This window comes from Jiangella asiatica (genome assembly GCF_004349065.1).
Classification (GTDB): Bacteria; Actinomycetota; Actinomycetes; order Jiangellales; family Jiangellaceae; genus Jiangella; species Jiangella asiatica.
The window spans coordinates 180,839-204,786 of record NZ_SMKZ01000003.1 but is presented as its reverse complement, the minus strand read 5'-3'; the positions used below and the strand labels follow the sequence as shown (position 1 = coordinate 204,786).

The 23,948-nt window shown below is 68.7% G+C and carries 22 protein-coding genes; 12 read left to right on the top strand and 10 right to left on the bottom strand.

Translation table 11 applies throughout. The features are described 5' to 3' along the window. The first annotated feature begins 51 nt into the window (after positions 1-51). From E1269_RS04065 to E1269_RS04045, 5 genes are read left to right on the top strand one after another with little or no spacing between them, the layout of a single operon-like run. Entirely contained in the window at positions 52-1,335 is a 1,284-nt protein-coding gene (locus E1269_RS04065) for an ABC transporter substrate-binding protein (RefSeq protein ID WP_131891568.1), read from the top strand. 2 nt (positions 1,336-1,337) lie between these two features. Further along, complete coding sequence (locus E1269_RS04060) at positions 1,338-2,324, top strand: carbohydrate ABC transporter permease (RefSeq protein WP_131891565.1); 987 nt, start codon at positions 1,338-1,340, stop codon at positions 2,322-2,324. Further along, positions 2,314-3,183, top strand: a complete 870-nt coding sequence (locus tag E1269_RS04055; protein WP_131891562.1) for a carbohydrate ABC transporter permease — start codon at positions 2,314-2,316, stop codon at positions 3,181-3,183. Before E1269_RS04060 ends, E1269_RS04055 begins: the two co-directional genes overlap by 11 nt. Before the next feature lie 17 nt (positions 3,184-3,200). Continuing rightward, positions 3,201-3,899 (top strand): gamma-glutamyl-gamma-aminobutyrate hydrolase family protein, encoded by a 699-nt coding sequence (locus E1269_RS04050; RefSeq protein WP_162606230.1) that lies wholly within the window; start codon positions 3,201-3,203, stop codon positions 3,897-3,899. Further along, positions 3,896-5,464, top strand: a complete 1,569-nt coding sequence (locus E1269_RS04045; protein ID WP_131891556.1) for a C45 family peptidase — start codon at positions 3,896-3,898, stop codon at positions 5,462-5,464. The genes E1269_RS04050 and E1269_RS04045 overlap by 4 nt, the downstream gene beginning before the upstream one ends. Before the next feature lie 19 nt (positions 5,465-5,483). Here the strand turns inward: E1269_RS04045 and E1269_RS04040 are convergent, their stop codons facing one another. From E1269_RS04040 to E1269_RS04010, 7 genes are all read right to left on the bottom strand, one after another. Next, positions 5,484-6,821, bottom strand: coding sequence for an FAD-binding oxidoreductase (locus tag E1269_RS04040; protein ID WP_239000764.1), 1,338 nt, complete (start codon positions 6,819-6,821; stop codon positions 5,484-5,486). A gap of 72 nt (positions 6,822-6,893) precedes the next feature. After that, positions 6,894-7,232: a YciI family protein gene (locus E1269_RS04035; protein ID WP_131891550.1), complete on the bottom strand. Its 339-nt coding sequence runs from the start codon at positions 7,230-7,232 to the stop codon at positions 6,894-6,896. Positions 7,233-7,476: 244 nt separating this feature from the next. Further along, positions 7,477-8,982 carry a sulfatase family protein gene (locus E1269_RS04030; protein ID WP_162606228.1) on the bottom strand — a complete coding sequence of 502 codons (1,506 nt, stop codon included), beginning with the start codon at positions 8,980-8,982 and terminating at the stop codon, positions 7,477-7,479. A gap of 42 nt (positions 8,983-9,024) precedes the next feature. Continuing rightward, complete coding sequence (locus tag E1269_RS04025; RefSeq protein WP_131891545.1) at positions 9,025-10,404, bottom strand: ABC transporter substrate-binding protein; 1,380 nt, start codon at positions 10,402-10,404, stop codon at positions 9,025-9,027. Beyond that, complete coding sequence (locus E1269_RS04020) at positions 10,397-11,044, bottom strand: YesL family protein (RefSeq protein ID WP_131891542.1); 648 nt, start codon at positions 11,042-11,044, stop codon at positions 10,397-10,399. Before E1269_RS04020 ends, E1269_RS04025 begins: the two co-directional genes overlap by 8 nt. Beyond that, entirely contained in the window at positions 11,041-11,964 is a 924-nt protein-coding gene (locus E1269_RS04015) for a carbohydrate ABC transporter permease (RefSeq protein WP_131891539.1), read from the bottom strand. The genes E1269_RS04020 and E1269_RS04015 overlap by 4 nt, the downstream gene beginning before the upstream one ends. Further along, on the bottom strand, positions 11,961-12,806 hold the full coding sequence (locus E1269_RS04010; protein ID WP_131891536.1) for a carbohydrate ABC transporter permease: 846 nt from the start codon (positions 12,804-12,806) through the stop codon (positions 11,961-11,963). Before E1269_RS04010 ends, E1269_RS04015 begins: the two co-directional genes overlap by 4 nt. A 193-nt stretch (positions 12,807-12,999) precedes the next feature. Here E1269_RS04010 and E1269_RS04005 point away from each other — a divergent pair, with 193 nt between their 5' ends. From E1269_RS04005 to E1269_RS03990, 4 genes are all read left to right on the top strand, one after another. Further along, positions 13,000-14,274: an ROK family transcriptional regulator gene (locus E1269_RS04005; protein WP_131891533.1), complete on the top strand. Its 1,275-nt coding sequence runs from the start codon at positions 13,000-13,002 to the stop codon at positions 14,272-14,274. A gap of 4 nt (positions 14,275-14,278) precedes the next feature. Next, entirely contained in the window at positions 14,279-15,652 is a 1,374-nt protein-coding gene (locus E1269_RS04000; protein WP_131891531.1) for a sulfatase family protein, read from the top strand. Between the two features lie 72 nt (positions 15,653-15,724). Continuing rightward, positions 15,725-15,922 carry a type II toxin-antitoxin system HicA family toxin gene (locus tag E1269_RS03995; protein WP_131891528.1) on the top strand — a complete coding sequence of 66 codons (198 nt, stop codon included), beginning with the start codon at positions 15,725-15,727 and terminating at the stop codon, positions 15,920-15,922. Further along, positions 15,919-16,290 (top strand): antitoxin HicB, encoded by a 372-nt coding sequence (locus E1269_RS03990; protein WP_131891525.1) that lies wholly within the window; start codon positions 15,919-15,921, stop codon positions 16,288-16,290. The genes E1269_RS03995 and E1269_RS03990 overlap by 4 nt, the downstream gene beginning before the upstream one ends. Here the strand turns inward: E1269_RS03990 and helR are convergent. Both helR and E1269_RS03980 read right to left on the bottom strand, forming a co-directional pair. Beyond that, positions 16,228-18,441 (bottom strand): RNA polymerase recycling motor ATPase HelR, encoded by a 2,214-nt coding sequence (helR, locus tag E1269_RS03985; RefSeq protein WP_275263894.1) that lies wholly within the window; start codon positions 18,439-18,441, stop codon positions 16,228-16,230. The genes E1269_RS03990 and helR overlap by 63 nt on opposite strands. 207 nt (positions 18,442-18,648) lie before the next feature. Then, complete coding sequence (locus tag E1269_RS03980; protein ID WP_338033552.1) at positions 18,649-19,206, bottom strand: fumarylacetoacetate hydrolase family protein; 558 nt, start codon at positions 19,204-19,206, stop codon at positions 18,649-18,651. 781 nt (positions 19,207-19,987) lie between these two features. Here E1269_RS03980 and dacB point away from each other — a divergent pair. Both dacB and E1269_RS03970 read left to right on the top strand, forming a co-directional pair. Continuing rightward, positions 19,988-21,559 carry a D-alanyl-D-alanine carboxypeptidase/D-alanyl-D-alanine endopeptidase gene (gene dacB, locus E1269_RS03975; RefSeq protein ID WP_162606227.1) on the top strand — a complete coding sequence of 524 codons (1,572 nt, stop codon included), beginning with the start codon at positions 19,988-19,990 and terminating at the stop codon, positions 21,557-21,559. Beyond that, positions 21,556-22,746 (top strand): serine hydrolase domain-containing protein, encoded by a 1,191-nt coding sequence (locus E1269_RS03970; RefSeq protein ID WP_131891517.1) that lies wholly within the window; start codon positions 21,556-21,558, stop codon positions 22,744-22,746. The genes dacB and E1269_RS03970 overlap by 4 nt, the downstream gene beginning before the upstream one ends. A 49-nt stretch (positions 22,747-22,795) precedes the next feature. Here E1269_RS03970 and E1269_RS03965 read toward each other — a convergent pair whose 3' ends face one another. Further along, entirely contained in the window at positions 22,796-23,329 is a 534-nt protein-coding gene (locus E1269_RS03965) for an FBP domain-containing protein (RefSeq protein WP_131891515.1), read from the bottom strand. A gap of 171 nt (positions 23,330-23,500) precedes the next feature. Between E1269_RS03965 and E1269_RS03960 the strand changes: the two genes are divergently transcribed. Then, positions 23,501-23,938 carry a nuclear transport factor 2 family protein gene (locus E1269_RS03960; RefSeq protein ID WP_131891512.1) on the top strand — a complete coding sequence of 146 codons (438 nt, stop codon included), beginning with the start codon at positions 23,501-23,503 and terminating at the stop codon, positions 23,936-23,938. Positions 23,939-23,948: the final 10 nt, after the last annotated feature.

The window sequence follows — 23,948 nt, the reverse complement described above, 5'->3', positions numbered from 1 at the left end:
GCGACGACCCCGTCGACGCTGCCCGTTGACCCGCGAGAACGGAGCACACCCATGCGCACCAGACTCTGCACAGCCCTGCTCGTCGCGGCACTGACCGCCGCGGCCTGCGGATCCGCAGGCGACGGCGAGGACTCCGGCGCCAACACCTCCGACGCGGTCACGCTGCGGATGACGTGGTGGGGCAATCCCGCCCGGGCCGAGGCCACGCAGGAAGCCGTCGAGCTGTTCGAGGAGCGGAACCCGGACATCGACGTCGAGGTCAGCCCGGCCTCGTTCTCCGGCTACTACGACAAGCTGAACACGCAGTTCGCCTCCGACGCCGCGCCGGACGTGTTCCAGGACGACCAGGTGACGACGTACGCCGACCAGGGCCTGCTCCTCGATCTCGGCGAGTACGACGACGTCCTGGACACCTCGCAGATCGACGACGGGTTCCTCGCCCAGGCGATGGTCGACGACCGGCTCTACGAGCTCCCGGCCGGCAGCAGCCCGATGGCGCTGGTGGTCCGGCCGTCGGCGTTCGATGCCGCCGGCTTCGAGCTGCCGACCGCGGAGACCACCTGGGAGGAGTTCGCCGACCTCGCCGTCGAGATCCAGGCGACGATCGACGACGGCGGCTGGGCGCTGGCCGACAGCAGCTCGCTCCCCAACCACTTCCAGGTCTTCTTGCGCCAACGCGACCGCGACTGGTTCAGCGAGGACGGCTCGTCCCTGGGCTTCGAGGCACCGGACCTCGTGGACTGGTGGACCTACTGGGCCGATCTGCGCGAGGCCGGCGCCGTGCCGCCCGCCGACGTGACGGTGGCCAGCGCCGGCGGCGACGTCACCGAGTCACCGGTGGCGAAGAACCAGGTCGCCATGAGCATCTACGGCACGAGCATCACCCTGCCGAACGACGAATGGGCGTACGGCCCGCTGCCGAACGAGGCCGGCAACCCCGGCGTGTACCTGATGCGCTCGAACAGCTGGGCGGTCAACGCCGAGACCGAGCATCCGGACGAGGCCGTCGCGCTCGTCGACTTCCTCGTCAACGACCCCGACGCCGGGGAGATCCTCGGCCTGACCCGTGGCGTGCCGCCGAACCAGAGCATCGCCGCGTCCGTCAAGGACGGGCTGGACGCCAAGGAACAGCAGATCGTCGAGTACGTCGAGTACCTGAGCCAGGACGGCAACAGCAGGCCGGCACCGGCACCGGACCCGGCCGGGACGCGCAACATCCGATCGGAGATGTTCGACCGCTACTCGCAGGAAGTGCTGTTCGGCCAGCGCGACGCCGCTGACGCGGCCGAGGCGTTCGTCGCCGAGGCCCAACAGCTCATCGACTCCGGCCACTGAGCATGTCGACACTTCCAGCGCTCGCCCGCCCGGACGCCGGTGGCGCGCCTGTCCGGGAGGGAGGATCGGGGTCACCGGAGCGCCGCCCACGGGTGGGCCGCCGGCCGGGACACGACTTCACCCGGTCCAGGTCCGGCTACGTGTTCCTCACGCCGTGGTTCGTCGGCGTGGCCGGGCTGGTGCTGGTGCCGCTGGCGTTCTCGCTCTACCTCTCCTTCACCGACTACAACCTGCTCGGTTCGCCCGAGTGGGTCGGGCTGGACAACTACCGCCAGCTGTTCGGCGACGACGACAGGTACCTGCACTCGATGCGGCTCACGCTGGGCTATGTCGTGGTGGCGGTCCCCCTGCAGCTCGCGGCGGCACTGGCGGCGGCGCTCCTGCTCTCGCCGTCGCGCCGCGGCCAGGGCGTCTACCGCGCCCTTTTCTACCTGCCGTCGCTGCTCGGTGCCAGCGTCGCGGTATCGATCACCTGGCGGGCGCTGTTCGACTACGGCGGCGGCGTGAACAGCTTCCTGGCGACGTTCGGGATCGAGGAGCGGTCGTGGGTGAACAACCCGTCCACCGTGCTCTGGGTGATCGTCGCGCTGGAGATCTGGCGCTTCGGCGCGCCGATGGTCATCTTCATCGCCGGCCTGCAGCAGATACCAGCTGAGGTCTACGAGGCGGCGGCGCTGGACGGGGCTGGACCGGTCACCACCTTCACCCGGATCACCATCCCGATGCTGAGCCCGATCATCTTCTTCAACCTGGTGCTCGGCGTGATCTCGGCGTTCCAGACGTTCACGCCCGCGCAGCTGGTGGGCGACGGGCGGGGCGGCCCGGCCGACTCCACGCTGTTCTACGCCGTCAACCTCTACCAGCAGGCGTTCGAGTACCAGCGGATGGGGTACGCCTCGGCCATCGCCTGGGTCATGCTCGCCGTCCTGGCCGTCGTCGCCGGACTGCTGTTCTGGACGTCGCGCAGGTGGGTGCACTATGGCGACTGACCAGACGACCAGCCGGCCGATCACCCGGCGCCGCCGCGGCGGCGCGCTGTGGCCGCACGCCGTCGCAGGGCTGTGTCTGGCGGCGCTGCTGTACCCCGTGCTGTGGATGGTCCTGACGTCGCTCAAGCCGACCAGCGAGATCATCGCCGGCACGTCGCTGCTGCCGGAGTCGTGGACGCTGGACAACTTCGTGCAGGGCTGGGACGGCGCCGGGGTCGAGTCGTTCGGCACGTTCTTCCTCAATTCGACGATCATCGCCACGGCGGCGGTCGTGGGGAACGTCGTCAGCTGCACGCTGGCGGCCTACGCCTTCAGCCGGTTGTCCTTCCCCGGCCGGGCCGCGCTCTTCGCGGTCGTCATCGGCATCCTGTTCCTGCCCAAGGAAGTGCTGCTGATCCCGCAGTACACGATCTTCCACACCCTGGGCTGGACCGACAGCTTCCTCCCGCTGATCGTCCCGCAGTTCCTGGCCCTGGACGCGTTCTTCGTGTTCCTGTCCGTGCAGTTCCTGCGCGGACTCCCCCGCGAGCTGGACGAGGCCGCCGTGCTCGACGGCTGCGGTCCGTGGCGGCGGTTGTGGCACGTCACCCTGCCGCTGATCCGCCCGGCCATCGCCACCACCGCGATCTTCACCTTCATCTGGACCTGGAACGACTACATGCCGCAGCTGATCTACCTCAACAGCCCGGAGAACTACACGCTCTCCGTCGGCCTGCGGATGTTCCTCGACGCCACGTCCGGCTCCGACCTCGGGCCGATGTCGGCCATGTCGCTGGTTTCGCTGCTCCCGCTGTTCGTCCTGTTCGTGCTGTTCCAACGCCGCCTGGTCAAGGGCATCACCATGACCGGGCTCAAATGATCCCGGAGGCCCACGCGATGCCCGCACCCCTCATCGTCATCACCGCAGGCCACAAAACCCCGCCCGAGCCGTACGAGCAGGCCGTCGAGCGCGCAGGCGGGCAGCCACGAGTCGTGGTGCCCGGCGACTGCGTCCCCGACCTGCCCGACGACGCCGCCGGGCTGATCCTGGCCGGCGGCGCGTCGGTCCAGCCGGCCCGGTACGGCTCCGGCATCGAACCCGGGGTGAAACCCACCATGGACCTGCCGCGGGACGAGCTGGAGTGGGCGATCCTCGACCAGGCGATCGGGCGCGGCCTGCCGATCTTCGGCATCTGCCGCGGGCTGCAGGTCGTCAACGTCTACTACGGCGGGTCGCTGCACCAGGAGCTGGCCAACACCTCATACGCACCCTTCCACCGGCCCGACCAGAGCCGCGACCATCTCGCGCACCCGGTGCGCGCCCACGGGGGACGGCTGGAAGGTCTGCTCGGCTCCGAGCAGCTCTGGGTGAACAGCATCCACCGGCAGGGCATCAAGCGCATCGGCGCCGGCCTCCTCGCCACCGTCTTCGCCGACGACGGCCTGATCGAGGGCGTCGAGACGCCGGACGGCCAGGTCCTCGCGGTCCAGTGGCACCCGGAGGAGCTCGCCGAGCGCGACGCCGCCGCGCACGTCCTGTTCGCCGACCTCGTAGACCGGTCCCGCCGCCTGACCCGGGTCGGGGTGACCTCATGAGGGTCCTGAGCGCGTGCGCAGCCGGCTGCGTGGCAGCGGCCATGATCCTCGTGTCCACCTCGTCCGCGCACGCGTCCAGCTCCGGCACGGCCACCGGGAGCTCCACCGTCGACGGCCGGCCGGTCATCTGGAAGAACCGCGACCACTGGTCCACCCCGGACGGCTGGCAGGTGTTCCCCTACGCCTACGCCGCCGACGGCTCGTCCTTCGGCGCCGGCGACCGCTACACCGCCCGGTTCGACTACACCGGCATCACCGCGCACGGCACGTCCGGCGTCGACGCGATCACCGGCGGCCGCATCCCGTGGTCAGGCAGCAACGACCGGGGCCTCGGCCTGGTCCAGGTGGCCGGGCACACGCTGACCTCCGCGTTCGCCGCCGACCACGGCTTTCCCGTCTCCCAGGACCTGGCCAACGGCATGACCGGCGGCTACCTCAACCACGTCCTGCTGTCGCGGGCCGAGCACGTCGACGAGGTCGAGCAGATCCTGCGCGACACCAACGACGGCGGCGGCTTCAACGGCAGCACCGCCCGGAACACCTCGACGATCATCAGCGTCTTCGACCGCTGGGGCAATGCCGCCACGTTCGAGATCGACGGCGACAGCTTCACCCGCGACAACGTCACCACCGAGCACCTGCCCGACCCCGACGGCACCTACACCTCGCCCCACGACGACGACAAGGACCAGCCCAACCCGGCCGACGGCGCATACGGCGGGTTCGACTGGCGCACCAACTTCAGCAAGGTCGCCTGGACCAAAGCCACCGGCTTCCCGTTCTTCGTCGACGAGCAGGTCACGACGGTGGACGCCAACGGCGACATCGTCAACAGCGGCGACACCCCGGACGGCATCCACGACTGGGAGGACTCCTCCAGCGCCGTCTACCGCCACACCCGTGTGGGCATCCGCATGGACGACCCCCACGACAAGAGCTACCGGTACTTCATCCAGCAGGAGGTGCCCTCACACGGCATCCCGACCGAGCACTCCATCGAGTCGCTGTCGCGCAGCATCGGCGACCTCCCGTACACCGGGGAGAAGCCCACCGGCTGGCACGTCAACCGGTTCGTCTCCACCTTCGGCTTCGTCAGCGTCGGCGCCAAGCCGGGCGACCCGTACGACGGCAGGCTGACCACGATCTGGGTGGCCCTCGGCGAACCGTCCGTCAGCGTCTTCGTGCCGGTCTTCCCGTTCGCCGGCACCGTTCCGGACGAGCTGGCCGACATGTACCTGGCCAGCAACGCCAAGCGCCACCTCGTCTACGACTACACCGACGACGCCGCCTGCGGGTACAGCTGCGGCCGCAACGTCGACCACTCCATCGACGTGGACGCGCTCGTCGGCGCCGGCGGTTACTACGGCGAAGGGGGCATCCAGAAGTACACCTTCGGCATCGAGAACTGGGCCTTCGACCAATACGACGCCTTCATGGCCGACCTCAGGACCGGCACCCGGACCGAAGCGCAGCTGCGCGCGGACATGATCGCCTGGCAGGAGGACATCGCCGCCGTGATCAAGAGCCACTACGTCGCCGGCACGATCCCCACAGCGCCCCTGTGACGCACGACGCCCCGTCACATCATGTGGGCGGGATGTTGAGGTTCCGCCGGAAGACGTTCTCCGGGTCGTAGGACCCCTTGATCGCCACCAGCCGCTTGTACGTCTCCGGCGGATACAGTGCCGCGACGTCGTCCGGGTCGACGGAGGTCATCAGGTTTCCGTAGGAGCCACGGGTGTGCGGAGCGAGCGACGTGCGGAACGCCCCGAACGCCGCGTGCGCCTCGGGCGCGGGCGACAACAGGACCGCCGAGAGCATCGCCTCGCTGTCCCGGTACGCGAACGCGGTGTCGCCGGTGGGCACTCTGGACATCGCGCCACCGAGGGCACGCAGCTGCCCCACCATCGGCGCGTCACCGGCGAGACCGGCCGCGTACAGGTCGATCAGCTCATCGCTGAGGTCGGCCGTCAAGCTGTTCGCGGCGACCGGGCTCAGGCCGGGCGGTGGGGGAGGCGGCGGCTCCTCCAGGACGTCGCCGTAGGGCTTCATCGTCAGGGTCTGGGCGGTCACCGCGGCGATGCCGAGCAACGGCTCGACGATCTTCTCCGCGGCCGCTGCGTCGCCGGTGGCAACGCAGACGCCGATCATGAAGGACTCCGGCATCAGCATCTCGGGCAGGATCCCGACCATCGTGGTGAGCTCGTCCGGCGCCGCGCGCATGACGTCGCGCCAACCCTTCAGCGCAGCCGCCAGGTCCGCGCGCGGGTAGACGATCGACCCGGCGTACACCTCACGGACAGGTTGGGCGACCAGTTCGAAGTGCGTCACCACGCCGAAGTTGCCGCCGCCGCCGCGGAGCGCCCAGAACAGGTCGGGGTTCTCCTCGGCGCTGGCCCGCAGCACTCGACCGTCGGCGGTGACCACGTCGGCCGCGACCAGGGCATCGATGGTGAGGCCGTACCTGCGCACCATCCACCCCATGCCGCCGCCCAGGATCAGCCCGCCCACACCGACCTTGGTGGTGTCGCCGGAGGAGATCGCCAGGCCCTGCGGGCCCAGCTCGCGGGCGACGTCCTCCCACCTCGCGCCCGAGCCGATCCGGACGATCCGGCGGGCGGCGTCGATGACCTCGACGTGGTCGATCAGGGTGAGGTCCAGCACCACACCGCCGTCGTTCGTCCCGAACCCGGGAAGGCTGTGGCCGCCGCTGCGCACGGAGAGCACCAGGTCGTGCTCGCTGGCGAGGTCGATGGCGTGACGGACGTCGTCGTGGGTGCGAGCTCTCACGATGACGGCGGGACTGCCCTCGTGCTGGAAGGCGTTGCGGTGGTCGTCGTACGTCTCGTCCGCGGGCAGGACCACCTCGCCGGCGATGCGCTGGCGAAGCCCTCCCGCGGCTCGTGTCGCGAGTTCTGTCATACCCAAGCGACGAACGGGCGCCGGCGGTGGGGACATGTGGGGCCGGATCTCTTCCAGCCGGGACAACCCGCCTCAGCGGCGCGCCACCGGCCGCACCTCCACCACCCCGCCCAACCGGGCCGCCGGGACGCGCGCCGCCATCTCCAACACCTCGTCCAGATCCGCCGCCTCCACCAACGCGACACCCCCCAACACCTCCTTGGTGTCCGCGAACGGCCCATCCGTCACCAACATCCGCCCACCGGTCACCCGCACACACGTCGCCGTCTCCGCCGGCTGCAACCGCACACCACCGGCAAACCGGGCATCCTCCTCCAACGCCGCGTACACGGCGCGATCCGCCTCACGCTGGGCCTGCGACAACCCCTCGTCATGACCGGGCTCGGCGTAGATCACCAGCGCGTACAGCATCGCAAACCCTCCGGGACGACGGACTCTCACTTACATGACGAACGAGCGGCGCCCCACGGGACACTCCCGGGCCGTGGTTCCAGAACCAACAGCGCGGTCTCGGACGAGCGGAGCGCGGTGTAGGCGTCCGTGATCATGTGACCATCCGACGCTGCACCGGCCGATCTCGCAGGCTCCAGGTCGTCACTCTACGACGGCGCCGTCGACCTTGTCCGGGTCGTTGCCTCGACCACCGGCCTCCCAATCACGGATCGAGACCAGAGCCGCCGTAGGACCTCAGGAGATCGTCAGGGCCCTTCCAGCGGGGATACTGACGCCCCCGGCCGCGCGCCTCGCGGTCATCGTGCGACGGATGCGGGCCCGGCGGCGGGTATCTCCGCCAGCCGTCGTCGTCCAGCGGTTCGTGGTAGCCGTCGCGGGCCAACCGGTCGATCAACGCGTTGCGGAGTTTCGTCAGATCGCCCTCGTAGCGACCGTCGCCGGTGAGATCGGTGGTCTCATCGCTCCCGACTTGGTAAAGGCACTCCCGGTCGTCGGCCGCGCTGTAGGTGTACTTGTACCGGGGGTTCATGGCGAAGTACAGGGCGTGGGCGCCCACGTGGTACTGGCCCAGGAGGACGTCGCGAACCGACTCCTGCCGGCCGGTGGCGACAGGTAGCAGGTCGTGGCCGTCCGGGTCCAGGCCGCCCGGATCCGCCCCGGTCGCGGCGAGCACCGTCGGCGCGATGTCCGTCAGGCCCGCCAGCGCCGAGCTGACCGCGTCGTCGGGGATGGTTCCCGGCCAGCTGAGGAGCAGTGGGATGCGCGCCGCCGAGTCGTGGTAGCCGCGTTTTCCGAATGCCCAGTGGTCCCCCAGGTATTCGCCGTGGTCAGCGGTGAAGATCACCAGGGTGTTGTCGCGCAGTCCACTCTCGTCGAGCTGGTCGAGAATCCGGCCGATCTCGGCGTCGACGTGCGAGACACAGGCGTAGTAGTAGGCGCGCAGCACCCTGATGCGGGTGACGTCCAGCTCCGGGTGGGTCCATTTCACCCGGTGTTGGTTGTGGATGTGATAGCCGAGCCGCCCGAGCTCGTCGTCGGCCCGGACCGGGTCGGGCATGTCGAGAGGGTCGTACCACAGGTAGTAGGGGTACGGCGGGTCGAACGGCGGGTGTGGCTTGATGAACGAGGTCCAGCAGAAGAACGGCGCGCTGTCATGGACGCGGGACGCGAGGAACTCACGCGTCCGCCGGCCCGTCCAGGCGGTGGTGTGCAGGTGGGCGGGCAGCTGCGAAGGCTGCGGCGAGTAGTACAGCTCATGCCGGATGCCGTGCGGCTCCAGGACGTGGTCCATGCCGGCGGCGAGGAGATCGATGAGGTACTCATCCTCCTCCGCCGCCTCCGGGATCTCCTCGGAGAGCCACAGCCGGTCGAAGCCGTGACTGGCCCGGACCGGCGTGAAATGCATCTTGCCGATGGCCTGGGTGTGATAGCCGGAGCTGGCAAGCTCCCGCACGACGGTCGGTGTGCCGTCGGTCAGTGGTGTCCCGTTGCTGGTGATGCCGTTGCGATGAGGGAGCTGCCCGGTCAGGATGCCCGCTCGGGCCGGAACACACACCGGCGACTCGGCGTAGGCGCGGTGGAACGTGACGCCCTGACTCACCAGCCGGTCGAGGTTGGGCGTGCGGACGTGGTGGTTGCCATGTGCCGCGATCGCATCGAAGCGGAACTGGTCGGCGGTGATGAGCAGGACGTTCGGCCGGCTGGTCACAGGGGGACCTCGCATCGGTCTGTGTGCGGCACGCACCGCGTCTCACGCACGGAACTCCTCGGGGTCGATCTCTCCGTTGTCCACGCCGGTCTCGAACGCCTGCTGATACCGCTCCGCGAGGTCCGCCAGCGTCGACGCGGCGTCCTGCGACGGATCGAAGATGAGCTTGGTGACCGTCTTCGTCACGTTCTCACCCTCGACGGCGACGACCGAGCCGGGCTTCTTCGGCCATTGCGTGTCGAGATCGGTGGGACGGAACAGCTGCAGCCAGTCGTTGCTCATGGCGCTGTCGGAGTCCCACGCCTCGGCGCTCAGCGGGGGCAGGCCTCCATCGGCCAGCGCCTGCTGCATCTCGGCTCCGACCAGCACTTCGAAAACGGCCGCGACCGACTCCTCGTCCTCGATGGTGGACGAGATCGAGTACGGGAAGCCGGCGTTCATCGGCGACTGCTGCTGTGTCTGGTCGTCCGGCACCGGGATCGGCCCGATGCCGAAGTCGATCTGCGACCCGAGGTTCTGCATCCCGCCCACGATGCTGCCGCTGCCGATGTACATCCCGATGTTGCCCTCGGCGAAGGCACCGAGCACGGTGTCGCTGTTCAGCGTCTCCGCACCCGGATACGCGATCCCCTCCGCGATCAACGTCCGGTAGAGGTCGATGACGGGTTCGTACTTCTCGCTCTCGAACTCACCGGTGTCGACGTTGAACAGGCCGAGCTGGGTGAGCTCCGGGTTCGCGGCGAGGATCGGTGTGTCGACGATCCAGGCCTGGAAACCCACCCAGGCGGTGGGCAGGGCAATGCCGAACGCGGTGCCACCGCCGGCGGCCGTGATCCTCCGAGCGGCGTCGAGCACCGCGGAGAACGTCGTCGGCGGATCGTCCGGATCGAGCCCCGCGGCTTGGAACAGGCCGCGGTTGAGGCAGTTCCGGATGGTGAAGGTGGTCGTCGGCACCCCGTAGGGCTCGCCGCCCCACACCAGCTCGCTGCTGTCCTGGAGGTACGCGTCGGCGTTCGAGAGGACGTCGTCGTTGATCAGGCCGCTGAGCGGTTGGATCCAGCCGGCCGCCACGAACTGGCCGAGGATCGAGCTCGGCCCGTGGAAGATGTCCGGCCCGCGCTGGGTCTGGAACGCAGTGCGGACGATCTCCTCGTACTTCTCCGTGGCCTGTGGCTCGTACTGCACCGTGATGCCGAGCTCGGCTCCCTGGTCCTCGTTCCACGCGGTGAAGAACTCCTGGCGTGCGGTCGCCTCCGCTCCGGCGCGGTCCCAGACGACGACGGTGCGAACGCCGCCGCTACCGGTGTCGTCGTCGCCGTCGTCGCCGCAGCCGGACAGGAGGACCGGGCCTCCGGCGCCCAACGCGGCTGCCGCGGCGGCGCGTTCCAGGAACGTGCGACGGGTGAATCGTGCGCTAGCCATGGTGGTCCTCCTCGATGGGGACGGCGTTGGTTGCCCGTGCGGAGACGCCCGCACGTCGGCTGGTGATGGTGACGATGAGTGCGCACAGGGCTGGTGCGGTGAGCCAGTACGGGATCCAGACGCCGGACGGCACGGCGACCCCGATGACCAGCACCGTGGTGGTGCCGAGCACGGCGCCGACCGCGAGATCGGGCCGCCGGACGACCCGCAGGTACGCGTAGCGCAGCGCGTTCCACGCCCCGTCCTCCCGCTCCTCGAGGACGGCGAACGACCAGGTGCTCGCCAGGGCCCACATCGCGGCGACCGGAATGATCACCAACGGCAGGACACCGTCCCATTCGCCGCCCGGCGACGGTCCGATCACCGCGGTGACCACCACGAACGACCCCGCGGTCAGGACCGCGGCGAGCCGGAGCGCCGGGAAGAGGGCCCGCACGGTCGCGTGCCAGCACTCGCGCACGCTCATCGCCGGCGCACCGGAGACGATCGAGCGCATCGTGCGAAGCAGGACGACCGTCGCCGCCGGAGCAGTGACGACGGGCAGGCACAGCAGCAGCCAGACGGCGCTCGCACGCACGAACGCCGTCCAGGTCGCGAGGACGCGGTAGAGCGGGCCGTCGACGGCGAGCAGGTGTGTCATCCCTTCACCGCCCCTTCCGTCCAGCCACGGACGAAGAACCGCTGCAGGACGATGAACACGACGACGATCGGGATGAGCGCCATGCTGGCTCCGGCGAGGACGGTGTTGTAGGCGGACATGCCCTCGACGGCGTCGTACTGCAGCGCCGACACGCCGACGATCAGCGTGCGCAGGTCGGGCTCGGCGAGCGAGAACACCAGCGGCACCTGATAGTTGTTCCACGACGCCTGGAAGCCGAGCACGATGGTGGTGATGAGGATGGGTGCCATCAACGGGAGGGCGATCCGCCGGTAGGTGCCGAAGAATCCGCAGCCGTCGACGCGAGCGGCGTCCTCGACCTCGGTCCCGAGTCCTTGGACGAACGCTTTGATCAGGTACACGTGGATGATCATGATGCCGGCGTACTCGACCATCGAGACCCCGAGCAGGTTCGCGATGCCCAACGACCGGGCGATCTGATACTGCGGGTAGAGCATTGCCGTCGTGAGCCCGATGAACAACGTCACCATGAAGACGGTCTCGAGAACCCGCTGGCCGGGAAGGTGTTTCCGCGCCAGCACGTAACCGGTCATGCTCGACGCCAAGGTGTCGAAGACGACGACGATGAACGTGACGATGACGCTGTTGACGAAGTACCGGGCGAAGTTCGCTCGTGTCCAGGCGTCGGTGTAGTTCGACCAGTCCCAACTGTCGGGCAGCAGTCCCGGATCGCTGCTGACGATCTGCCGCAGTGGGGACACCGAGGCGAAGAACCCGAACACCAGCGGCACCAGCATGAACGCCGCGAGACCGACGAGCAGGACTGCGAGCAGGCCGCGGCGGAGCCATGCGGCGGCCCCGAGTCGCCGCAACCGACGCGGCGGCGCAGGTGGCGGCGCCGCGACTCGTTCGCCTTCACGGAACCCGATAGCCGCGCTCATGGCTCATTCCTCCGGACCACCCTCAGGTAGGCGACGGACACGATGCCGACGACCACACTCGCCGTGACTCCCAGCGCCGCCGCGTAACCGATCTGGGGGACGGTCTCCGGCTCGAAGAAGAACCGGTAGATGTAGGTGAACATGACGTCCGTCGCACCGGTGGGCCCGCCGTCGGTCAGTGTCTTCACCAGATCGAACGACCGCAGGATGCCGATGATCGAGATTAGGATCACCACGCGTGCCACCGGCATCAGCAGCGGCAGCACCACGTACCGGAAGGTCTTCCACTCCCCGGCACCTTCGACGGCCGCGCTCTCGGTCAGCTCCCGGGGAATGGTGATCATGCCGGCAAAGAAGAGCAGCATGTTGATGCCGACGTGCGCCCACACCCCCACGCTGATCAGACTGAGCAGCGCGTTGGTCGCGTCGCCGAGGAACTTGATCGGCTCGTCGATCAGCGACAGCCCTTGCAGGATCTGGTTGAACTGCCCGCCCACCTCGCGGAACAGGAACCCGAAGATGATCCCGATGATCGCCGGTGACAGCACGTACGGCAGGAAGTAGACCGTCCGCAGCAGCGTGCCGGCCCGTACCCCGCGGAAGAACACGTACGCCAGGGCCAGGGCGAGCGGGATCTCCAGCACCAACCGCCCGCCGGTGAACTGCAAAGTGGTGACCACCGACTCCCACCACTCGCCGTCGCGGGCGACCCGCCGATAGTTTCCCAGGCCGACGTACGTGGGTTCGGTGAAGCCGTTCCACCGGAAGAAGCTGTAGTACACCAGCCATCCGACCGGAATCAGCGCGAACGCGATGTACGGCAGCAGCGACGGCACCAACATCGCGAATGCCGATGCGTTCTCACGTCGCCGCCAGCCTCGCTGGTCCGCCGGTGCTGAGCGGCCCGCGCCTGCGGCGGCTGAAACTCTGCTCACTGCCACCTCCTGGACGCTGCCTGATACTGTGGCATAATTAAGTGAACTGACTTTAAAATACAGCCATATAGCTGTCAACCATTCGCCTCAGGAGGCCCTTGTGAGCACGCCTGCTGGTGCCTCGCAACGGGGTGTCGACCTGAGCCAGCCGAGCACGTCTCCCGCCGCGCCGCGCTCATGGCAGGGCACCACGCTTCGCAGACGGAACTACTCCGTCGTGCTGCGAACGATCTTGACCGACGGGCCGATCTCGCGGGTCGACATCGCTCGCCGGGTCGGCCTGACGCCGACGGCGATCACCAGCATCGTCACGTCACTGCTGAAGGCTGGCCTGGTCAAGGAGGTGCAGCCGCCGAGTGAGGGCCGAGACCGCGGACGTCCGAAGGTCCCCGTCGTCATCGATCCCGACGGCCTCTCCGTCCTCGGCATCTTCATCGGCGGCACGCACACCAGTGTCGGTCTCATCGACCTGTCGGGGCACCTCATCGCCGAGACGGAGATCGAGCAGGTCGGCACCTCGGTGGACGGGCTGGTCCGGCAGACCGCGGACGCCGCCCGAGAGCTGATGGACGCGGTCTCCCCCACCGGACCGATCCTCGGCGTCGGCACCAGCATCGGCGGCTGGGTCGACACCGACCAAGGCGTCGTCCTCGACCACGTCCAACCACACTGGGTCGGCGCGCCGCTGCGAGACGGACTCGAGGAGCGCCTCGGCCTCCCCGTCGTCCTGAACAGCAACGCTCGCGCCATGGCGCTCCTCGAGTCCTGGCTGGGAGCGGCCAAGGGGGTGCGGAACTTCATCTACGTGTCCATCGGCGCCCTGGTCGGGTCCGCGCTCTTCATCGACGGCAAGATCTACGACGGCGCCAGCTCCGCGGCCGGGGCCGTCGACCACCTGTCGGTCCGGGTGCGGACGAAGACACAGTGCTTCTGCGGGCGCCGCGACTGCCTGCACGTCGCCGTCAGCGACGAGACGACGCTTCGGCTCGCACACCAAGCCGGCGTCCCGACGACGGTCACGTCCATCCGGGACCTCGCCGAAGCGGCCGAGGGCGGTGACGACGTCGCCGCCCGGGTGCTGCGCAACCGGGCGCGATACGTGGGCAACGCGGTCGGTCAGCTCGCCGACCTCCTCAACCCCGAGCTCATCCTCCTCGGAGGTTCCATCCTCAACGGACTGGAGTATCTCGACGACCTGCGTCAGCGGGCCGCCTCCACCACGCACACCGCTCCCGACGTCGCGGACATCATCCGCCCCAGCGTCTTCGGCAGGAGCGCACTCTCACGAGCCTCCGGCGCACTGGTCCTCAACAGCTACTACCGCAACCCGTTGGCCCACCCGCCCCTCGGCCGGGTGATCGAGATCGAGGAGTAGGCACGTGGCGAAGCCCAACCTGCTGTTCGTGTTCGGTGACCAGCATCGCTCGTACGACCTGGGGTGCTATGGCAACGCCGAGGTGTGGTCGCCGTACTTCGACCAGTTCTCCACTCGGGCGCTCCGGTTCGAGAACTGCATCTCCAACACCCCGCTGTGCGTGCCCGCGCGAGCCGCCATGCTCACCGGAAACCTCGGCCTCCGGCACCGGGCCGCCGCCAACGATCTGCCCATCGACACGGGTGTCGAGAGCATCGCCGGTGTCCTCGGCGGCGCCGGCTATCGCACCGGATACATCGGCAAGTGGCACCTTGCCGGCGTCCCGCGCGACAAGCCGGTACCGCAAGCCGCGCGGCTGGGGTTCCAAGAGTGGAAGGCCTACAACTGCAGCCACGAGTACGACGACGCCGCGTACTACGACGAGGCCGACGTGCTGAACCGGCTGGACGGCTACGAACCCGTGGGGCAGACCGAGCTGGCGATCGACTTCATGAACCGTCACCACGACGACCCGTGGGCGCTCTTCCTCTCCTGGGGGCCGCCGCACGACCCCTACCGCACCGCGCCGGCGCCGTACCTCGACCGCTACGACGGCCGCTCCCTCCCGCTGCGTGCCAACGTCCCGGAGACGATCAGGCACACCCAGTCGTCACGGTGGACGCGCGACGACGTGACGCGCAACCTGGCGGGCTACTACGCACACATCTCGGCGCTGGACGAGCAGTTCGGCCGCCTGATCGCCGCGCTCGAGAGCACGGGGCAGCTCGACGACACGATCATCGTCTACACGAGCGACCACGGCGACATGATGGGCAGCCAAGGACTCACCAACAAGCAGCTGCCGTACGAGGAAGCGGTCAACATCCCGCTCCTGGTGTCATGGCCCCGGGTGGTGCGCACCGGAGTGACGGCCGAGCTGATCGGCCAGATCGACCTGCCGGTGACCCTCCTCAGCCTCATGGGCCTCCGGTTCTCCTCCCCCACCGACGGCTCCGACCTGCATCAGGTGCTGCTCGACCCCGACGCGGGCGGCCTGGAGGCGTGCTACCTCACCAGCCTCATCCCGTGTCACCAGGCCGCGGACCGTGGCGACCGCGAGTGGCGAGCGATCCGCACCCGCCGCCATACGTTCGCACGGTCCGCGATCGACGACGGATATCTCCTGTACGACAACCTCGCGGACCCCTACCAGCTGTCGAATCTGGTCGACGATCCCTCCCATGCCGACGTCCGCGACGGCCTGCGAGCGGCGCTCGACACGATGATCGACAAGCACGACGTCCTCCTGCCATGGGAGGACCTCATCCGCCACGCCGGTCTGGTCGAGGCCTGGAACGAGAGCCAGGCCTACTTCGGCCGGCCGACCCTGCCGGCCTGACCATCGCGTACTGTATAGCCCCCCTTGCCATCGCCAGTTTAGCCGGGGTAAACTACTCTTGTGGCGAAGGCCATGAAGTACCGCGACGTGGCGGCGGCCCTCACGGCTCAAGGGTGCAGCTCGAAACCGGGCAAGGGCGACCACGAGAAGTGGTACTGCCCGTGCGGCCAGCATATCGCCGTGGTGACGAAGTCTGGGATGGTCTCGCCAGGCGTCGTCGCCGACACGATCAAGAAGCTGTTGTGCCTGCCGAAGGGGTGGTTGCAGTGAGCACGTCCTACAACGTCACCGCGAAGCGCTGGGATCACGGTTGGGAGCTGCACATTCCCGACGAGGGCGTCACCCAGGCGCGCACACTGGCCAGCGCTGAGCAGGCTGTCCGCGACTATGTGGCCACCGTGCACGACTTGGATGAGGTCGACGCAGAGATCGTGATCATTCCCGAGATCGGCTCACTGCTGGACGAGGTCGAGGAGTCCAAGCGGGAGACCATCGCGGCCGCTGTGGCTCAGCAGGCCGCTGCTCGTCGCGCTCGGAAGGTGGCTCTCGGCCTGCGGGAGAAGGGCCTATCCGTGTCAGACACGGCGACCATCCTCGGTGTCTCTCGCGGCCGGGTGTCGCAGCTCATCAACTCGTAATGCCGGGTGCGCCGTGAGGATGACGAGTCGCTGGGTCGCTCGGGTCATCGCGACATAGCGGTCGACCGCTCCCTCGATGCCCGTGCCGAACGACTCGGGGTCGACGAGGACGACCAGGTCGAACTCGAGCCCCTTCGACAGCTCCGGGGTCAGTGACCGGACGCGGGGCGTCGCCTGGAACGTGGGATCTCCGATGACGCAGGCGATCCCCTCGGCATGCTCGGCGAGCCAGGTGTCGAGGATCGAGCCCAGCTCCGAGACGGCTCCGTGGTGGACGGGGACGCCGCCGCTGCGGATGGAGGTCGGCACGTTGGCGTCCGGGAGCACGGCCCGGATGACCGGCTCGGCCTCGTCCATGACCTCCTCCGGGGTCCGGTAGTTGATGCTCAGCGGTGCCAGGCTGATCCGGTCGAGCCCGATCCGATCGAGCCGTTCCTGCCACGACTCCGTGAACCCGTGCCTGGCCTGGGCGCGATCGCCGACGATGGTGAGGCTGCGGGACGGGCACCGGAGCAGCACCATCTGCCACTCCGCGTCGGTCAGTTCCTGAGCCTCGTCGACGACGATGTGCGCGAACGGGCCGGCGAGCAGGTCCGGATCGGCGCCGGGCAGCGCGGTCTCGTCCACCAGGGTGCTCTGCAGGTCCTCCCCGCGCAGCATCGACATCACCATCATCTCGGAGTCGTCCGTGGCGATCAGGTGGTCGACGACCCTGCGCATTTCCTCGCGCTCAGCCGCGACGGCGGCCTGGCGGCGGCGACGCCGCCGTGACACCTCCGGATCGCCGAGCCGCTGCCGTGCCGCGTCGAGGAGCGGCAGGTCCGACACCGTCCAGGCCTGGGCGTCGCCGCGCTGCAGCGTCCGGACGTCGTCGGGACTCAGCCAGGGCGCGCACATCCGCAGATAGGCGGGCACCGACCAGAGGTCGCCGACGAGGTCGGTCGCTTCGAGCAGCGGCCACGCCCTGTTGAAGGTCGTGAGCAGCTCCGTGTTCTGCAGCAGCGACTTGCGGAACGGCTCGGCGGAGACGTCGCCGCCCTGCTTGTCCAGCAGGATCGTGCCCAGTTCGTCCCAGATCCGGTCGCGTGCCTCGTTGTGCTGGGTGCCGGGGTCAGGTGCGTCGAACGCCTCGGCCCAGTCGTCGGCGCTCAGCCAGATGTCGTCCCAGTGGGTGGTGACCGTCATACCCGCCGACGGCGGCTCCTCGTAGAACCTGACGGCCTTCTCGATCGCCTTCACCATGTCCGCGGACGACTTCAAGCGGGCGACCTCCGGGTCGGCCTCGGCCGCGGCCGACGCTCCCTCGGCGACGAGGTCGCGCAACGTGCAGGTCTGCACGCCCTCTTCGCCGAGGCCGGGGAGGATGTCGGCGACGTAGGCCAGGTAGGGCTGGTGCGGGCCGACGAACAGCACGCCGCCCCGCCGGCGCTCGAGGCGAGGGTCGGCGTAGAGGAGATAGGCAGAACGGTGCAGGGCGACGACGGTCTTCCCCGTCCCCGGACCGCCGTCGACGACGAGGGCGCCGCGCGATCCCGCGCGGATGATGGCGTCCTGGTCGGCCTGGATGGTGCCGAGCACGTCTCGCATCCGGGCCGACCTGTTGGCGCTCAGGCTGGCGATGAAGGCGGACTGGTCATCGAGGGCGACGCGCGCGGCGTCGTCGGCAAGCCCGTCGGCGGTGAACACCTCGTCCCAGTAGTCGCTGATCCGGCCGCGGGTCCAGCGATACCTGCGACGGCTCGTCAGACCCATGGGATTGGCGTGGGTCGCCCCGAAGAACGGCTCGGCCGCGGGAGCGCGCCAGTCCAGCAGCAGCCGGCGGCCCGCGCTGTCGGTGAGGCCGAGCCGCCCGACGTACACGGGTTCGGCGTCGTCCGCGGCGACCATGTGCCCGAGGCACAGGTCCAGACCGAAGCGACGCAGGGTGCGCAGGCGAGCGGTCAGCCGGTGGATCTCGAGGTCGCGGTCCATCGCCTCCTGGCCGGTGCCGCCGGGCGCCTTGCGCTCGGAGTCCAGGCGGCCGGACAGGTCCGCGATCGTCTGTTCGAGGCTCTCCGCGATGTCCACGAAGTGCCGCTCGTCGGCGGCGATCAGCGCCGGGTCCGCCTTGGCGGCGAGGCGGTCGGGAAGATCAAACGCGCTGGTAGTCAGGGTGGTTCACCTCATCAGCTCGATCTGAGGTTGGCCACCTTAGATGCAAATTTTTGCGCTCATGAGGACGGCGGAACTCTGCTATAAATGAAACAGAGGAAGCCGCCCGTGCGCGACTCGACGCCAGCGCGGCTCGCCATCCAGGTCATCTGCTCTATCGCGAGGTCGGTCACCGTCACGAGCGGTGTCGAGGATGACGGCCCCGGTCTAGCCCGGGCCGACCGTGAGACTCCCCGACGCCGGGCCGATCGTGACCTCTTCCTTGACGCAGCGGTTCCGCAGCTGGCCGACACCCTCGACGGTCGTGACGAGCTCGTTGCCGGGGCGCAGCCAGACTTCGGGTGTGCGGCCCGCGCCGACCCCGCCAGGAGTGCCGGTCGCGATGAGGTCTCCCGGCAGGAGTGTGGTGATCGTGCTGATGTAGGACACGATCTCGGCGACCGAGAACAGCAGGTCCGATGTCGTCGACCGCTGCATGACGACCCCGTCGACGGCACAGCTGATCTCGAGACCCGACGCTCCAGGCGGCAGCTCGTCGGAAGTGACCAGGGTCGGGCCGACGGGCGTCGTGGCCTCGAACGTCTTACCGGACAGGAACTCGCGGGTGCGGTGCTGCCAGTCGCGGACGGTCACGTCATTGACGACTGTGTAGCCGGCGACGACGTCCAGCGCGGCGTCGACAGGAACGTGCCGGGCGGCCGCACCGATGACGACGCCGAGTTCGGCCTCCCAGTCCACCGCCCCGGCTGAGGCGGGCCAGATGATCGGGCGCCCGGAACAACAGGTGATCGCGCACCCGCATGCCTTCGAAGCAGCCGTCGCCGTACAGGAAGGCTCGATCCCACACGGGCACCGTCGCCTCGCCAGCTGGGCGTAGACGGCCGTCGATCCACGCGGCCCACGCGGGGCGGGGCTCCGAGCCGTTGTCCTCGTGTGTACTCATCCCACTCCCTGTGCCACGACACTGGTTCGCCGCGCCTGGTACCTGCGCCCGTCCCGGACGCCCAGGTAGTTTGACCAGGCTCTCGCACGTCCGCTCTGCGTGCATCGATTCTCTGCACCAAAATGCTCCCAGCGGTTGGTACGTCGACACCATTCGGAATCGGCCGCACACAGGTAAAGTGACAGCACTATCCCGGCGCGGCGTTCGCGCAAAACGGGGCGGCGGTGACGGATTCCTGAACATTTATTCGGGGAATTCACGCAACGAACCGGCATGGCGCTCGTCGACCTCGGCACGACGAGTCGGACGCGGGTCCCTGGGAATCTGCTGAGAAAGCGCTGCCGACTGAGGATCCTGACAGGATCCTGACGGGCGACCGGCAGCATTGCCCCTGACCGAACTCCCCGAACAGGAGCTGTACCGATGTCCGAATGGCACCCACGTTCCGCCGGTCCGTGCTCGGCGCTGTGCGGCCGACGTCTTCGCTGACTTGCGACCATCCGCACGTCGATCACGTTCGTTCACATTGACAGTGAGGAGTTCCTCATGACAGACGAACCACGCTTTGCGAACGGGCCGTCTCGGCGTTCGGTGCTGGGGCTGATGGCCGCTGTTCCATTCGCCGCGAGTGGTCTGGTGAATGCCCCGGGCGTCGCGAATGCGGCGAGCGACAGCCGCACCGAGACGAGTCCATATAGCCCCACGCTGGAGGCCAGGATCAGCGAGATCATCGGGCGTCCCGTCTTCTCCGGCGCCACCTGGGCGATGCGGTACCAGGACGTGGGCGCGTCCGAGCCCATCTTCGCGCTGTCCTCGGACCGCCCGATGAGGCCTGCCTCGACGATGAAGGTCTTCATCTCCGGGACAGCCCACGAGAGGCTGGGACCGGACCACCGCTTCCGCACCAGGGTCTACCGCACCGGGCCGATCGCGCGTGGCGTGCTCAAAGGCGATCTGGTGCTCGTGGCCGGCGGCGACCTGCTGCTGGGCGGTCGCGTCCAACCGGACGGCTCGCTCTGGCTGAAGGCCCAGGATCACTCCTACGGGGGTGAGGGCGTGGAGCCGGTGCCGGGTGATCCGATCCAGTCGCTGCGCGACCTGGCCGACCAGGTGGCCGCACGAGGCGTGCGGCGGATCGAGGGCCGTGTACTGGTGGATGCGTCCCTGTTCCGCCAGGGCGAGGAGACGACCGGCAACGGCAGCGTGCAGGTCTCGCCGATGATGATCAACGACAACATCGTGGACGTGATCGCCAGGCCGGGCGGCGTCGTCGGCGCCCCGGCGGTGCTGGAGGTCACCCCCCAGCTGGGCTACGTCGACATCATCAACGAGGTGACGACGGTCGCACCGGAGGAGACGGTGCTGCCGCTGCGGTTCGTCGACGACGTCGAGCATGAGGATGGCACTCATACGGTGCGACTCACCGGCAGCGTCCCGCTGTCGGCCGGCTACCACACGCTGCGGCCCTACGCCGTTCCCGGACCGGTGCGGTTCGCGGAGCTGGCCTTCGCCGAGGCTCTGCGGGGAAAGGGAATCCGCGCCACCTCCGACGCGACGTCGAGCATCGACCCGAAGGCGATGGCCAACCACCGCAGGCCGGAGAAGCTCGTGGCCGAGCTCGTGTCCCCGCCGCTGTCGGAAGCGGTGAAGGTGATGCTCAAGCTGAGCTCGAACCCGCACACCGCGCACTGGCCCTACGTGGTCGGCGCGATCGCCGGACACGAGCACGACAACCCGGAGGCGGTGTACGAGGAGATGCGTAGCACCCTGTTCACGGAGGCCGGTCTGGACCCGCATCCACCCGGCTCGGAGACCGGCCTGTACTCCCCGGACCACTTCGTCCAGTTCCTGACCCACATGGCGGGCAGGCCCTATATGCGCGAGTACCACGACGGGCTGCCCATCATGGGCGTGGACGGGACACTGGCCCACGTCCAGGTGAACTCCCCGGCCGCCGGCCACGTCCACGCCAAGACCGGTGGTGGTTCGCCCACCAGCGGAAGCGTCCGCGCGCTGGCGGGGTACATCGATCTGCCGGGTGGGCGCCGGGTGGCCTTCGGCTCGTTCATCGAAAAGGTGGTCGCAACACCCGAAGAAGGAGCGGCCTTCCAGCCCATCGCGATGGAAGCGCTGGGTGAGATCGCCACGGCCGTATACGAGGAGGAGACCTCATGAACAGTCAACGATCCATGGCATCGCGGCGCGCGGTGCTGGCGATGCTGGGCGCCGCGCCGGTCGCGGCCGGCGCCGTGCTGGCGGCTCCCGGCGTCGCCGGTGCCGGGGCCGCCGGACAGGGACACATACCCAAGGAGCTGCGGCCCGGCGGCGAATACGACAAGGCCGTCGCACAATTCGCGGCCGAGGACACGTTCTCGGGCACCGTGCTCCTGGCCCACCGCGGCAAGCCGGTGCTCGAGCGGGCCTACGGCATGGCCGACAAGGCGAAGTCCATCCCCAACCGCATGGACACGCTGTTCAGCGTCGGGTCGATCTGCAAGGCCTTCACCAGCGTGGCGGTGATGCAGCTGGCGCGACAGGACAAGATCGACCTTCACGCGACGGTCGGAACCTATCTGGACGGTTTCCGGGCCGAGGTCGCCGACACCGTCACCGTGCACCAGCTGCTCACCCACACCGGCGGGATGGGCGACCACGGCGCCGATTCGAGGGCCTGGGACAGTGTCGAGGAGGTGTTCGAAGGGACCCTGGACGTCATTCGCGGGAGGCAGGACCTGCCGGAGTTCACGCCGGGGACGGAGTGGCGCTACAGCAACTCCGGCTTCCACATCCTCGGCGCGATCGTGCGGGCGGCGAGCAACGAGGACTACTACAAGTACATCCGCGAGCACGTGTTCGACCCGGCCGGCATGGAACGCACCGGCTTCTATACGAGGCCGCAGGTCCTTGCCGCCGACGACATAGCCCACCCATACGCCACGCATCCGCAGACCGGCGAACGCATCGACTCCACCACCAGAGACGACTTCCCGTTCGTCGGGACCCCGGCAGGCGGCGCGTTCTCCACCGCGGAGGAGTTGATGAAGTTCATCCGCGCGCTGCACGAGGACGGAACGCTGCTCCCGTCCGCGTTCGCCGATCTGGCCACCAACGGCAAGGCGGTCCAGGGCCCCGACCAGCGGCCGGACCTGGTGCGGCAGAACTCGTTCTACGGTTACGGGTTCGAGGTGACCACGCTCAACGACAGGCGTATCTGCGGCCACTCCGGCGGCAGCTCGATCGGCGTGTCCTGCATGCTCGACTTCCATCCAGCTCTGGACTGGGTATCGGTCAGTCTCAGCAACTACTCCGACCGGTACTGGCCACTGGTCAACCTGGAACGCACACTGATCACCCAGCAATGACAGCGGGAGTTCGAGGCGGCACAGAACCCTTCCCGATGCGGGGGGAAGCTCACTGCTCCGGGCTCGCGGCCGCGGGCGTTCCGGGCGCCAGCACGCGGCCGATGAAGCCGGCCAGGTTGCGCTGAGCGCGGGCAACCCTCTCGGTCACGGAGATGGTCTCGTCGATCTCCGCCCCGACGATCGGCGTCTTCTTGCCTCGGCTGTACAGCGAGCAGGCGAGGTCGGCACAGAGGTACTCGCCGGCAGTGTTGCCATGGCGGCCGGCCTCACCGGCCCGGCGTGCGCTCATCAGCGCCACGCCGCCGTTCGTGTGGACGGTCAGGCACAGCGAGCACATGCTGCGGGTCGTGAACCCGCGGTTCGTCCTCGGGGTCGCCCGCAGGGTGATGCCGACCAGCGAGCCGTCGTCGCGTTCGGCGACGACGTAGCACCGGTCGGGCGCGCCGGGGTCGCGCCAGCCCAGGAAGTCGAGGTACTCCCAGGGCTGCTCGTCCAGTTCTCGAGGAAGGTTCAGCCGTTTGGCCTCGCCCTTGGAGCAGTTGACGAACGACCCGCGGATGTCGCTCTCGGTGAGCGGTCTCATGTCGCTCGACGCTAGCCGTGCCCTTTTCCTCCGGCAAAGCATTTACCCGCCGGCACGGTGCATGTGGACGCTGGTCGGGATCGCCGCGATAGGCTCCGCCGCGGCGGCACCCTTCTTACGGGCTCACGTCCTCGGGTACGACGGGATCAGAACAGGGAAAGGCTCACCGACATGGTTGACCGCGATCGCTCGCTGGCCGAGCTCGGGCTGACGATCGCGCCGGAGGCGCAGGCTCCGGCGCCGGTGCTCGAGCCGTTGATCGCGTACGTACGCGGCCATGCCACCGGCGATCCCGCCTACTTCCGCCGGGCGTTCCGACCCTCGGCACACGTCGAGGGCATCCGGGACGGCCAGTTCGTCTCGTGGCCGGTCGACACGTACTGTGACCGGTTCACCGGTCAACCCGCCGAGGACGAGTCGACCCGGCGCCGTCGTCTCGACCTGGTGCGGGTGGAGTCGACCATCGCCGTCGCGACCCTGACGTTGCACCACGGCCCGGACCACTTCACCGACATGTTCGTCCTCCTCGAGCAGGACGGCGAGTGGCGGATCGCCAACAAGGTCTACCACCGGGCACCCGCGGACGCGGCGAGCGCACCGAACCAGTAGGGGGCCGCCC

Bases quoted from the DNA above. Each gene is read 5' to 3' on its own strand.
- E1269_RS04065 (WP_131891568.1), top strand. From the start codon at position 52: ATGCGCACCAGACTCTGCACAGCCCTGCTCGTCGCGGCACTGACCGCC.
- E1269_RS04060 (WP_131891565.1), top strand. From the start codon at position 1,338: ATGTCGACACTTCCAGCGCTCGCCCGCCCGGACGCCGGTGGCGCGCCT.
- E1269_RS04055 (WP_131891562.1), top strand. From the start codon at position 2,314: ATGGCGACTGACCAGACGACCAGCCGGCCGATCACCCGGCGCCGCCGC.
- E1269_RS04050 (WP_162606230.1), top strand. From the start codon at position 3,201: ATGCCCGCACCCCTCATCGTCATCACCGCAGGCCACAAAACCCCGCCC.
- E1269_RS04045 (WP_131891556.1), top strand. From the start codon at position 3,896: ATGAGGGTCCTGAGCGCGTGCGCAGCCGGCTGCGTGGCAGCGGCCATG.
- E1269_RS04040 (WP_239000764.1), bottom strand. From the start codon at position 6,821: ATGACAGAACTCGCGACACGAGCCGCGGGAGGGCTTCGCCAGCGCATC.
- E1269_RS04035 (WP_131891550.1), bottom strand. From the start codon at position 7,232: ATGCTGTACGCGCTGGTGATCTACGCCGAGCCCGGTCATGACGAGGGG.
- E1269_RS04025 (WP_131891545.1), bottom strand. From the start codon at position 10,404: ATGGCTAGCGCACGATTCACCCGTCGCACGTTCCTGGAACGCGCCGCC.
- E1269_RS04020 (WP_131891542.1), bottom strand. From the start codon at position 11,044: ATGACACACCTGCTCGCCGTCGACGGCCCGCTCTACCGCGTCCTCGCG.
- E1269_RS04015 (WP_131891539.1), bottom strand. From the start codon at position 11,964: ATGAGCGCGGCTATCGGGTTCCGTGAAGGCGAACGAGTCGCGGCGCCG.
- E1269_RS04010 (WP_131891536.1), bottom strand. From the start codon at position 12,806: ATGTTGGTGCCGTCGCTGCTGCCGTACATCGCGTTCGCGCTGATTCCG.
- E1269_RS03995 (WP_131891528.1), top strand. From the start codon at position 15,725: ATGAAGTACCGCGACGTGGCGGCGGCCCTCACGGCTCAAGGGTGCAGC.
- dacB (WP_162606227.1), top strand. From the start codon at position 19,988: ATGGCCGCTGTTCCATTCGCCGCGAGTGGTCTGGTGAATGCCCCGGGC.
- E1269_RS03970 (WP_131891517.1), top strand. From the start codon at position 21,556: ATGAACAGTCAACGATCCATGGCATCGCGGCGCGCGGTGCTGGCGATG.
- E1269_RS03965 (WP_131891515.1), bottom strand. From the start codon at position 23,329: ATGAGACCGCTCACCGAGAGCGACATCCGCGGGTCGTTCGTCAACTGC.
- E1269_RS03960 (WP_131891512.1), top strand. From the start codon at position 23,501: ATGGTTGACCGCGATCGCTCGCTGGCCGAGCTCGGGCTGACGATCGCG.